Origin of the sequence: Streptomyces sp. NPDC059850 (genome assembly GCF_042731515.1) — a bacterium.
Taxonomy (GTDB): Bacteria; Actinomycetota; Actinomycetes; order Streptomycetales; family Streptomycetaceae; genus Streptomyces.
The window spans coordinates 1-12189 of sequence record NZ_JBHWJI010000111.1; the positions used below are offsets into that span (position 1 = coordinate 1).

A 12189-nucleotide genomic window follows, 5' to 3' on the forward strand; every position below is an offset into this window, starting at 1 on the left:
GGCGGGGACGTTGCCGGGCACTCGCGCTCTACGGGTGAGCGGCCTACGGGTAGGCGCCCTACGGGTGGGCCGCCAGCGCCTCCATGCCCGGACGACAGGATTCGAGCAGCGGGGTCAGCTCCGCCTCGGGCAGCTGCCGCGCGGCACCGGGGCGGCCGCCGTCGAGCAGGGCGACGGACTCGTCCAGCCAGGCGCGGTGCGGTTCCACCCCGATGAACTCGGCCAGCCGGATCAGTTCCTTCTCCGGCTCCTCCAGCAGGGTCTCGTAACTCAGCCCGGTGCGCTGTGACGCCGGGACCGCCTCCAGCTTCCGCAGACCGTCGACGATCACACCGGACCAGATGGTGCCGAACGCGTCGAGCGGGATGGGGCGGTCCATCACCAGGGCCGGGTCCCACTCGTCGCCCAGCAGCGGAGCGAGGTCGGGCGGGAGCTGATCCGCGTGGGCCGGGGTCAGCTCGAACGGCGAGTTCAGACCGCAGCGGGCGGCCATCTCATGCCCCAGCGGAAGCATGCGGAAGCTGACGTGCCGGCTCATGGAAACGGCGCAGTCAGGGCCTTCGCGGTAGAGATGAACGAACCGCGCCTCGGGAAAGGCGCGATGCATTTCCGTGACCCGGCCGATGGACATACCGCTGCGCTCGACGACGGTGCCGGGGTTGCCGAACCGTGCGCCGAGGGTGCCGAAGAGGGCCCACCAGTGATCCGCCGGACGGCGCGTGGGCCAGGAGGTGACCTCGGACGCCAACTCGTCGAAGAGCGCGTCCGGTTCGTCGGTCAGATGGGGCAGCACCATGCCGCTGATGACCGGGATGCCGGTGGTCGCGGCGTCGAACCGCCGCTCGGGCAGCCGGTGGTAGAGGAACTCGGGCGGGACGAGCCCGTTCTTGATCAGAACATCGCTGACCGCGTTGGGCTGGGACAGATATTCCCAGAACTCCTGGCCGCTCAGCGGGGTCTCGCCCAGCACCTCCGGCACCTCGGCAGAGGGAATACTGGCGAACAATTCGTTGACACTGAGAACGTCTGGATGAAGATTAATGACCTTGGACAGGGCCGTCGAACCGCAGCGGCCGGTGCCAACGACGAATGTCAACTTCTGATTGGGCACGCGTTCTTTCCTTACATTTGCTCGTGCAACTCGGCATCCCCATAGCGGCCATGCCGCACAAGGGAATCGCCTCACAACGCGACGAGAGAAGCGCATCGGGCGTTCCAGAGTTTCCGAAACTTTTGCGCAACCTACACATCCGACAGGGGCGTTACCCCCCGTCACGACCCGCCCCATCAGTGGTGAAGCCCAAGCCCAGCGGCCGTACGGGGCCTCACAACCCGGTTGCGACGCCGTGACCTTATTCGAACACATTCACCTGTGACGAGGCGGTCATCTTTTCGCATCAACAGCACTGCTAGAGTGCCCACTTACTCCACACCCCGAGTTGCACGGTTGGCAAGCCCCCAGCCTGACCGGGAGGAGTTGAGAGCGCACGACAGGGGACGGTGCGTTACCAGATGCACCATGCAAGGTGTTTAACCACCCCTGCGCACGAGAGAATTCGGGGAAGGTGTTTCGTACGTGTTGGTGGAGCGCGATCAGGAGATAGACCGGCTCAATCGTCTCCTCTTCGAGGACGCCCGGGAGGGAAGCCGACTCGCCGTCATCAGCGGTGCCGTGACGTCGGGAAAGACCGCGCTGCTGCACGCGGTGACGGACACCGCGGGTGCGCGGGGCGTCCGGGTGCTGCCCGCCGTCGCCTCCGCCTCGGAGCAGAAATTCCCGTACGCCGTCCTCGATCAGCTCTTCCAGGGCATGCCCGCGCGCCTTCGGCAGGCCCGGCCGGGGCCGGGCCTGGAGGCGTCCCCGAATCCGTACGGCCCTGACCAGGCCGACCTCCCGTTCCTCCAGGAATTCCACCGCACGCTTGAGGAACTGACCGAGGACGCCCCGCTGCTGATCGCGATCGACGACGTGCAGTTCGCCGATCTGCCGTCGCTGCGCTGCCTGGCGTACGGCATCCGCCGATGTCGCTCCGGGGCGCTGTCCGTCGTGGTGAGCCGCGGGTCGCTGACCGGGCCCGCCGCCCCGGCGCTGGATGAGCTGCTGCACGAGCCGAAGGTGTGCCACGTACGGCTCGCCCCGCTCACCGTCGCGGGCGTCACCACGCTGCTGACCGGGGAGTCCGGCGCCGAGGAGGCCGAGCACCACGCCGCCGCGTTCCACGACATGACGGGCGGCAACCTGCTGCTGCTGCGCGGCCTCCTGGACGACCAGTTCTCCCACCTCGCCCGGAGCCCCCGGCACACCGCGCCGGGCTCCCCGGTGGCCGGGGAGCTGTTCCGGCAGGCGGCGCTGTCCTGCGTGTACCGCGGCGGCCCGGCCCACCGCCGGGTGGCCCACGGGATCGCCCTGCTGGGTGACGCCCTGTCCGTTCCCCTGCTGAGCAGGGTGATCGAGGTCGAGGAGCGGCGGGTACGGCGGTCCGTCGCGGCGCTCACCGAGGTCGGGATCCTGCACGACGGGAACTTCCGCAGCGACGCGGTGCGCACCGCGCTCCTGGAGGACCTGGAGATGGAGGAGCTGGGCCCGCTGCACCACCGGGCCGCCCGGCTGCTGTACGAGGAGGGCGCCGACCCCATCGACGTGGCCCGCCATCTGCTCAGCCACGAGGTGTCCGAGCCGGTCGAGGAGTGGATTCCGCAGGCACTGCGGGACGCCGCCGAGCACGCGATCGCCGCCGACCGCCGGGAACTGGCGATGAACTGCCTGCAGATGGCCGACCGCTGCAGCACCGATGAACACGAGGCGCTGATCCTCCAGGCGACCATGGTCAAGGCCATGTGGCCGTTCAACCCGCTCTCCCAGATGCGGCGGCTCCAGGCGCTGGCCGGCCCGGCCGGCAGCGGGCAGCTGCCGACCCGGCACACCCTCGACGTGATCATCGGGCTGCTGGGGTTCGGCCGGATGGACGAGGCGGCAGCCGCCCTCGGGCAGGTCAGCCGGACCGCCGCCGAGAACCCGGGTACCCAGCTCGACACGGCGCTGCGGAGCATCGGTCTCGCGCTCTCCACCACCTACCCCGACCACCCCGAACTGCGGCCCTTCCGGCCCCAGGGAGAGCCCCTCGGCCCATGGGACGAGCACGCGCCGTCGCCGGACCAGGCACCCGAATCCCCTCAGCTCATCGCGCTCAGGGCGCTGCGTACGGTGCTGAACCGGGGCGCCGACGAGGGCGCCGTACGGGCCGCGGAGCGGGTGCTGGAGACCGTCCAGCTCTGCGACCGGACGATGCTGACGGTGCACGCGGCACTGCAGACGCTGGTGTACGCGGACCGCCACGCCACCGCCGCCGCCTGGTGCGATCGACTGATCGAGGCGACGGCGGAGCGCGGCGCGAAGGCGCTGCTGGCCTACTTCTGCGCGCTGCGGGCCCAGACGGCGCTGCGCGCCGGACGGCTGCGGGACACGATCCAGTACGCGGAACGGGCGCTGGAGGAGCTTCCGGCCCGCGGCTGGGGCGTCACCGTCGGCATGCCGCTCGGGATGCTGATCAACGCGCACACCGCGATGGGCAACCATGACGCGGCGGCCGAACTGCTGGCCCGCCCGGTGCCGGAGGAGATGTACCGGAACCGCTTCGGGCTGCACTACCTCTACGCCCGGGCCCGGCATCAGCTGGCCACAGGCCGCCAGCACGCGGCCCTCACCGACTTCCGCGCCTGCGGCGAGAAGATGGCCGCCTGGGGCCTGGACTCGCCCGCCACCCTGGCCTGGCGGCTCGGTGCCGCCGAGACCTGGCTGACCCTGGGCGGTCAGGAGCGGGCGGCCCGGCTGGCGGAGGAGCAGCTGGAGCTGACCGGTGAGGTCCCCTCCCGCACCCGTGGCGCCGCGCTGCGCGTGCTGGCCGCCACCCGGCCGCTGGCCGAGCGGCCCGCCCTGCTGGAGGAGGCGGTGGCGGCGCTGCGGTCGAGCGGCGGCTGTTACGAGATGGCGCGGGCGCTGGCGGATCTCGCCGAGGCGCACAAGCAACTCGGCGATCTGGACAGCGGCCGGCTGATGACCCGGCGGGCCCTGTGGCTCGCGGACAACTGCGGCGCCGAGGAGCTGTCCCGCTCGCTGCAGCGGACTCCGGGGCGCTCGGCGCTGTCGGAGGCGGCCCGCACCGGCGAGGACACCACCGCGTTCTCCGAACTGTCCGACGCCGAGAGCCGGGTGGCCGCGCTCGCCGCCTCGGGCTACACCAACCGCGAGATCGCCGCCAAGCTCTACATCACCATCTCGACCGTGGAGCAGCACCTCACCCGGGTCTACCGGAAAATCAACATAAGTCAGCGTCGGGATCTGCCCTCGAGCCTGGAATTCGATGTCGCCTACACCGCCTGATCTCCGCGCGGTACCGCTCGGCCCCAAGAGGTTCATCTCATGACGTCCGCGATCACGGCTGCCACGACGATGCTGGTGCCGGACTTTCCCTTCTCCTACGACAACTGGCTGCGCCATCCCGCCGGTCTCGGCGCTCTGCCGAGTGCGCGGCACGGCACGGAAGTCGCCGTCATCGGCGGCGGTATGTCCGGACTCACCGCGGCATATGAGCTGATGCGCCTGGGACTTCGTCCGGTTCTCTACGAAGCGGAGCAATTGGGCGGCCGGATGCGTTCCACACCCTTTCCTGGGAATCCGGAATACAAGGCGGAAATGGGCGCCATGCGCTTTCCCGTCTCCGCGCGGTCGCTGTTCCACTACATCGACCTGTTGGGCCTGCGCACCCGGCCCTTTCCCAATCCGCTGGCACCGGCCACCCCGAGCACGCTGATCGACCTGAACGGCGAGCGCGACCTGGCCCGCACGACCGACGACCTGCCGGACGTCTACCAGGAGGTCGCCGACGCCTGGGACAAGGCGCTCCAGGAGCGGGCCGAGCTGTCCACGGTGCGCGACGCCATCCAGCAGCGGGACACGGCCACCCTCAAGGCCGTGTGGAACCGGCTGGTCAGGGAGTTCGACGACCAGTCCTTCTACGGGTTCCTGGCCACCTCCCCCACCTTCCAGTCGTTCCGGCACCGGGAGATCTTCGGGCAGGTCGGCTTCGGCACCGGCGGCTGGGACACCGACTTCCCCAACTCGGTGCTGGAGATCCTGCGCGTCGTGGTCACCGAGGCCGACGACAACCAGGTCGGCATCGTCGGCGGCTCCTCCCAGGTGCCGCGCGGCCTGTGGGAGCACCGGCCCACGGCGCTCGCGCACTGGCCTCGGGGCACCTCGCTGGCGTCGCTGCACGGCGGCCGGCAGCGCCCCGCGGTCACCCGGCTGCGGCGTACGGCGGACGGCGGCATCCGGGTGGCGGACGAGAGCGGCGCGGAGCGGGAGTTCCCCGCAGTGGTCTTCAGCCCGCATGTGTGGACGCTGCTGCACCGGATCGACTGCGACCCGGCGCTGCTGTCCACCCCGCTGTGGACGGCGGTCGAGCGCACCCACTACATGGGCGCGTCCAAGCTGTTCGTCCTGGTCGACCGGCCGTTCTGGCGGGACACCGACCCGGCGACGGGGCAGGACGTGATGAGCATGACGCTCACCGACCGGATGCCGCGCGGGGTCTACCTGTTCGACGACGGGCCCGACCGGCCCGGGGTGATGTGCCTGTCGTACACCTGGAACGACGACTCGCTGAAGGTCGCCACCCTCCCGGCCGAGGAACGGCTGGAGCGGCTGCTGGGCCAGCTGGGCGCGATCTACCCGGACGTCGACATCCGCTCGCACATCGTCGCCGGACCGCTGACCGTCACCTGGGAGACCGAGCCGCGCTTCATGGGCGCGTTCAAGTCCAACCTGCCCGGCCACTACCGCTATCAGCGGCGGCTGTTCACCCAGTTCATGCAGGAGGACATGGTCCCGGAGCAGCGCGGCTTCTTCCTGTGCGGGGACGACGTCTCGTGGACGGCCGGATTCGCGGAGGGCGCGGTGACCACGGCGCTCAACGCGGTGTGGGGGGTGCTCAACCATTTGGGCGGCGCCACGCCTCCGGACAACCCGGGTCCCGGCGACCGCTTTCCGGTTCTGGCTCCCGTAGAGCTGCCATACGACTAGGGGTTCCCCTAGTATCGGACTAGGGATTTCCCTAGAGCCGAAATTCCCAGAATCGAAAAGGGGGCCGGTGCGTAAGCCCGGCCCCTTTCGTGTGCGTTCGCGGCTAGCCGCGCGCGACCTCTTCCAGGCGGCGTTTGTCCGGCTTGCCGTTGCGGTTGAGCGGGAAGGCGTCCAGCACCTCGACCCGGTTGGGCTGTTCGTAGACCGGCAGCACCTCGCACAGCCGCTCGCGCCAGTACTTGGCGTCCCGCCCCTCCTCGTCCTCGACGAAGAAGACCAGCTGAACGTCGCCCCGGCGGCGCTCGTCGGGGAGCGGCACGATCCGGGTGGAGATGTGCGCGACGGCGGCCTTGCGCTCGACCAGCTCGGGGTAGAGCAGATAGCCGTAGCGGTGCACCGCGAACTTCCGGCCCAGGACGAAGAGGTTGTCGTCCTCGTCCAGGTAGCCGAGGTCGCCGGTGGCGTGCCAGCCGGTCGGCATGGCGTCGATGGTGCCGTCCTCGGCGACGTGGCCCTCCAGCGCGTCCGGGGTGTCGACCTCGATCTCCCCGGCCTGGCCGGGGACGGCCGGGACGCCGGACTCGTCGATGACGCGCAGCTTGATGCCGTCCATCGCGCGGCCGCAGGAGACCGGGTTCTCCAGGGTGGCGAAGGCGATGTTGCCCAGCTCGGTGCTGCCGTAGCTGTCCAGCAGCGGCAGCCCGAACTCGGCGGCGTAGCCGTCGGAGAGCGCGCCGTCGAGCGGGGCCGCGCCCGAGCAGAACATCCGGACCTGCTCCAGCCGCGCCCGCAGCGAGGGCTTGCGGCCGACCAGGTTGAGCATGGTGCGGTAGCTCGACGGGGTGGCGTCGAGCACCGTCGCACCGGTCCGCCCGGCCATCTCCACGGCCCGGTCCAGGCGCTTGTAGGGGGCGATCACCAGCGAGCAGCGGGTGAGCCAGGCGATGAGCACCATGGACAGCCCGTACTGGTGGGCGAAGGGCAGCAGCGGCAGCAGGACGTCGTCCTCCCGGTGCCCCACCTGGGCGGCGTTGCGCTCCAGGTTGGTCAGGAACTTACGGCCGGACTTGACCGCGCCCTTGGGCTCGCCGGTGGAGCCGGACGTCCACATGATGAGGCCGTCCTGCCGGTCGGCCCAGGCGTCGAACGACAGCTCACGGGTGCTGAGCGGGCGGCCCGCCGCCGGGGCGATCAGCTCGTAGAGGTTCACCACGCGGGCGTCGTCGTGGATCGGGGAGTCGTCGTCCACGAAGGCGATCCCGGCGCCGGTGCGCCGGGCTATCCGCCGGGTCTCGTCGGGGTGCTCCTGCTGGTCGATCAGCACGATGGAGGCGCCGACGTGCATGAGGGCGAACAGCACACTGACGTAGGCGGCGGAGTTGCCCGCCTTAAGGATGACGCGGTCGCCCGGGGCGACCCCGTGCTCGCGGATCACATCGGCGACGCGGATCGCGTCCAGCTCGAAGTCGGCCAGGGTCTGCACCGAGTCGAGCGCGTAGATCTTCGCGGTCATCGAACGTACTCTTTCCTTTTCACTCAGGAGTACGGGCAGCCCTGGGCTTGTCCCCCTAGGCTCCCTTGTCTTCGGCGCCGGTTTCCCACTCGGCATCGACGGTGGACTGCGAGAGCAACTGGTCGTGCACCAGGTTGACGACCTCGCGTCGACTCGAGTCGAGGTAGCCGTACGAGCCGGGAAACACCTCGAGGTCGAATCGTCCGCTCGTACGCCGCCGCCAGGCCCGTACGCCGCGCAGCGGGGTCCTGGGGTCCCCCTCACCTGCGAGGGCGACGATCCGGCAGCCGAGCGCGGGCGGCCCCAGGGTCATGCCCCAGTGCGCGGACCGGCCGGATACGAACAGGGTCAGCAGCGGCGTCCCGGTCTCCCGTTCCAGGCGCTCGGCCACGCGGTAGGCCAGGTCGGCGCCGGCCCGGTGGCCGAAGAAGGCGAGTGGGCGGTCCATCCACTCCCCCAGCGCACCGAAGATCCGGTCGGCCAGCTCCGGGGAGTCGGTCAGCCGCTCGTCGTCGCCGCCCTCACCGTCCTCGCCCCCGGCGTAGAGGGGGTACTGGATCGCCAGCACCTCCACCGTGGGCAGCAGCAGCTCGGACAGGGAGAGGTAGTACGCGGTGGAGCGGGCGGACTCCGGGAAACAGATCAGTCGGAAACTGCTCGGAGTTTCCGTTTGCAATATCCGAATAAGGCCCACATCATCGGGCTTGATCTGGCTCAAGGAGCACATCCCCGGGATTTCACTGAGGGGCCGGGCACGAGTACCCGGTGGGGCGCGTCGACCACGCTCGTCCGAGGCGCTGACTCCGTGAGGCTATGAGCCCTTCTCCTGCGCCACAACCCCTAGTAACCGCTATTCGACGTACGGCTTATATGCGGGTACCGCGCCATCCCGGCGCGACATGGGACAAGGGGCGCCCCCTTAAACCCCCTCACTTGCACCACCACCCCCTAAGGTGGGGGCAGTTAGGGGCTCCGAGTCAAGCGGCTGTGTTAAACATGAGGCAAAGAATGTTCTCCTCAAGCCAATTAAATTCGGTGCGACGACAGCGATGAACACAACACGTCCCATTGATTTCGCCGCCGTTGTCGACGGCTTGGTCAAGAAATACCCCGGGCGCCCCGTCCCGGCGGTCGACAATCTCAGCTTCACGGTGCGGCACGGTGAGGTCTTCGGCTTCCTCGGCCCCAACGGAGCCGGCAAGACCACCACCATCGGCATCCTGACCACCCGGATCGCCCCGACCGGCGGACGCGCCTTCGTCCAGGGCGTCGATGTGATCGCCAGGCCCTCGGTGGCCCGGCAGTCCTTCGCCGTCGTGCCGCAGCGCAACAATCTCGACCGGTCACTGACGATCCGTCAGAATCTTACGTTCCACGCCGGTTACCACGGGCTCTCCCGCGCGGAACGCGGTCGGCTGGCGGACGAGAGCCTGGAGTGGCTCGGCCTCAGCGACCACGCCAAGAACCGGGCGGACCAGGTCTCCGGCGGTCAGGCGCAGCGCGTGATGATCGCGCGGGCCCTGATGCACCGCCCCCGGGTGCTGTTCCTCGACGAACCGGCCACCGGCCTGGACCCGCAGTCGCAGATCTTCGTGCGCGACCGGATAGCTGATCTCAAGGAACGTGGCGTCACGGTGGTGCTCACCACCCACGACATGGAGGAGGCCTCCAGGCTGTGTGACCGGATCGGCATCGTCGACCACGGCAAGCTGCTCGCCCTGGACACCCCTGAGGCGCTGACCAGCAGGATGAGCAACACCGCCCTGACCGTGACGGTGCGGCCGCCGTACAGCGGTATGAACGGCGTGGTTCAGCTGGTGCAGAGCCTCGGTGTCGCGGAGCGGGTCGAGGTCCTGCAGCAGGAGGACCCCACCGCGCAGGGCGGACCCGACGGCGACGGCACCTTCCGCATGAAGGTCTACAGCAACGCGTCGTCCTCCGTGCTTCTGCCCACCGTCATCAAGGCCCTGTCCGACACCGGCTGTGAAATCAAGGACCTGAATGTGAGCAAGGCGAGCCTGGAAGACGTCTTTGTCGAGCTGACGGGGAAGGAGATGCGATGAGCAACTCCGCACGCCCCCCGTCCTCGTCGGGCCAGAACACCGGTGGCGAGGCCGCTGAGGAGAAGCCCGAGGGCGCCGAGCGCCAGCCCACCGATACCAGGACCACGAACTTCAGGACCTCGGACTTCGGGGTCTCGGACACCAAGCCGGACGGGAACAGGGCGGCCGATCCGAGGGCAGCCGCTCCCAGGGCCGCCGACCCGAGGGCCGCTGCCCCCAGGGCCGCCGACCCGAGGGCGGCTGACCCCAGGGCAGCCGATCCGAGGGCCGCCGAGTCGAGGGCCGCCGCTTCGAGGGCCGCCGAGGACGACGGTTTCGAAGACACCCGGACCGCGCTCGTCCCGGCCAGGCAGCGCGCCCCGCTGCCCGCCGTCTCGGACCGGAAGACCCCCGCCGTCCCGCCGGTCAAGCACGAGGCCAGGCACGAGGCCAAGCCGTACGAGGCCAGGCAGGAGGCCAGACCGCACCCGGTCGGGGACCCGGGCCCCCGGCAGAGCGACATCGGCGACACGCTGACCCTGGTCATCAAGCCCATACCGGCCCCGTCGGCCTCCCAGGCCGCGCAGGACGCCAAGGCCGCGCTGAACAGCATCATCGCGTCGGCCGAGGCCCGTTCGCCCCTCACGGAGCCCGAGCCGGAGCCCCAGGTCGAACTCGATCTGCCCGATGGGAAGCGCCGGGGCGGGCGCCACCGGCGCCGCGCCAACCGGTGGCGGACGTTCTTCTTCATCCTGTGGCGCGACATCTTCGTCACCGGCCGCGAGATCGGTCCCTTCCTGGGACAGGTCATCGTGGAACCGTTCTTCATGCTGTTCGTCTTCGGCAAGGTGCTCGGCGAGATCGGCATGACCCAGCCCGGGTTCCAGCAGGTGCTGCTGCCCGGTGTGGTGGCGCTCAACAGCTTCCTGGTCTCCCTGCAGAACACCGCGCTGCCCCTGGCCATCGACTTCTCCTGGACCAAGGAGATCGAGGACCGATTGCTCTCGCCGCTCCCGACCGGCCTGGTGGCGGTGGAGAAGGCGCTCTTCGGGGCGATGCGCGGGGTGATCGGCGCCCTGGTCATGATCCCGATCGGGCTGCTGCTGCTGGACGGCGTCTCCTGGCCGCTGTCCAAGATGCCGGAGACCCTGGGCATCCTCAGCCTCGGCGGACTGGTCGGCGGTGCGGTCGGGCTCACCCTCGGCACCCTGGCGCCCGCGCGCCACATCTCCATCGTCTTCGCCATGACGCTCACCCCGATCATGTTCACCGGGGCCACGCAGTTCCCGTGGCGGAGCCTGGACGGTGTGCGCTGGTTCCAGATCCTGTGCACGTTCAACCCGCTGACCTACGTCACCGAGGCGATGCGCGGGCTGCTGCTGCCCGACGCGCCCGGGGTGCCGCCGTCGATCCCGCTGTGGATCTGCGCGTGCGCCATCGCGGCGTCCCTCCTGATTTTCGGGTTCATCGGCATCCGGGGCTTCAACCGCCGGGCGCAGGACTGAGCGACGAGCCACAGGACTGAGCGATCGCAGGTCCAGAGAGTAAGGCACCACACCATGACGGCATCCGAGCAGACCAAGACAGCCATTGTTTTCCCGGGCATGGGACCTTCCGGCTTCTCCGAGGTGGGCAGGTTCCTGACGCTCGACCCGTTCGCCCGGAAGCGGCTCGCCGAGGCCGACGAGGCGCTGGGCTACTCGGTCTTCGACCGGCTCCGCGACTCCGAGGACGACTACGACGAGGCCACCCAGGTCGCCTTCCTGGTGAACTCGATGGCCTCGGCGGACCGGGCGGAGCAGGAGCACGGCCTCGTCCCGGACCTGTGCGTGGGCCCCAGCTTTGGGCAGAAGGCGGCGACGGCCTACGTCGGTTCGCTGCCGTTTCCCGAGGTGGTGCGGCTCACCGCGGAGCTGGCGCGCTGTGAGCACACGTACTTCACCGAGGAGTACCAGGACGCGGTCACCCACACCTTCGTCCGGACTCCGCAGGAGAAGCTGACGGACATCCTCACCGCACTCGGTGAGCGCGGCGAGTGGTACGACTACTCCGGCTATCTGGACGACGGCTTCTTCATGGTCTCGGTGCGCGAGAAGGAACTCGACGGGTTCAAGAAGGCCATCAGCGAGGCCGGTGGCTACTCCATGTACACCATGGTCCCGGCGGTGCACGCGCCCGCGTTCGCGGAGCTGCGGCGCCGGGCCGCCGAGGAGATCCTGCCGAAGTACGACCTCCTCGACCCGAAGCTTCCCGTGGTCACCGACCAGGAGGGCACCATCGTGACCTCCGCCGGTGAGCTGCGCACGATGCTGCTGGACACCTTCGATCTGCCCATCCACTGGCCCAAGGTCGTGGACACGCTGAAGGGCGCCGGGGTGTCGAAGATGTACATCACCGGCCCGGACAACCTCTTCCACCGGCTGGACCGCACCAAGTCGAACTTCGAGGTCGTGACGGTGGGGCCGGGCAAGCGCTCGCGCCCCGCCCGCAAGCGCTGATCCCTCCAGGCAACACCCGCACAGCAGAAGGGCCGGGCCCCGCCCCCTCCGAGG

8 protein-coding genes are annotated in these 12189 nt (G+C 69.5%); 5 read left to right on the plus strand and 3 right to left on the minus strand.

All coding sequences use genetic code 11. The annotated features are described in order from the left end of the window. Positions 1 to 58: 58 nt before the first annotated feature. Entirely contained in the window at positions 59 to 1111 is a 1053-nt protein-coding gene (locus ACFV9T_RS41760; RefSeq protein WP_385448909.1) for a sulfotransferase, read from the minus strand. Positions 1112 to 1576: 465 nt separating this feature from the next. Between ACFV9T_RS41760 and ACFV9T_RS41765 the strand changes: the two genes are divergently transcribed. After that, complete coding sequence (locus tag ACFV9T_RS41765) at positions 1577 to 4381, plus strand: AAA family ATPase (RefSeq protein ID WP_385448911.1); 2805 nt, start codon at positions 1577 to 1579, stop codon at positions 4379 to 4381. A gap of 39 nt (positions 4382 to 4420) precedes the next feature. Continuing rightward, positions 4421 to 6082: a flavin monoamine oxidase family protein gene (locus tag ACFV9T_RS41770; RefSeq protein ID WP_385448912.1), complete on the plus strand. Its 1662-nt coding sequence runs from the start codon at positions 4421 to 4423 to the stop codon at positions 6080 to 6082. 103 nt (positions 6083 to 6185) lie between these two features. Here the strand turns inward: ACFV9T_RS41770 and ACFV9T_RS41775 are convergent, their stop codons facing one another. Together ACFV9T_RS41775 and ACFV9T_RS41780 are read right to left on the minus strand one after the other, a co-directional pair. Continuing rightward, positions 6186 to 7595, minus strand: a complete 1410-nt coding sequence (locus tag ACFV9T_RS41775) for a class I adenylate-forming enzyme family protein (protein ID WP_385448914.1) — start codon at positions 7593 to 7595, stop codon at positions 6186 to 6188. Between the two features lie 55 nt (positions 7596 to 7650). Then, on the minus strand, positions 7651 to 8271 hold the full coding sequence (locus ACFV9T_RS41780) for a thioesterase II family protein (RefSeq protein WP_385448916.1): 621 nt from the start codon (positions 8269 to 8271) through the stop codon (positions 7651 to 7653). A 373-nt stretch (positions 8272 to 8644) separates the two neighbouring features. Here ACFV9T_RS41780 and ACFV9T_RS41785 point away from each other — a divergent pair, with 373 nt between their 5' ends. From ACFV9T_RS41785 to ACFV9T_RS41795, 3 genes are read left to right on the plus strand one after another with little or no spacing between them, the layout of a single operon-like run. Beyond that, the gene (locus tag ACFV9T_RS41785; RefSeq protein WP_385448918.1) at positions 8645 to 9658 is read left to right on the plus strand and encodes an ABC transporter ATP-binding protein; all 1014 of its coding nucleotides are present in this window, start codon (positions 8645 to 8647) and stop codon (positions 9656 to 9658) included. After that, positions 9655 to 11142 (plus strand): ABC transporter permease, encoded by a 1488-nt coding sequence (locus ACFV9T_RS41790; RefSeq protein WP_385448920.1) that lies wholly within the window; start codon positions 9655 to 9657, stop codon positions 11140 to 11142. Before ACFV9T_RS41785 ends, ACFV9T_RS41790 begins: the two co-directional genes overlap by 4 nt. A gap of 54 nt (positions 11143 to 11196) precedes the next feature. Next, positions 11197 to 12135: an ACP S-malonyltransferase gene (locus ACFV9T_RS41795; protein ID WP_385448921.1), complete on the plus strand. Its 939-nt coding sequence runs from the start codon at positions 11197 to 11199 to the stop codon at positions 12133 to 12135. Positions 12136 to 12189: the final 54 nt, after the last annotated feature.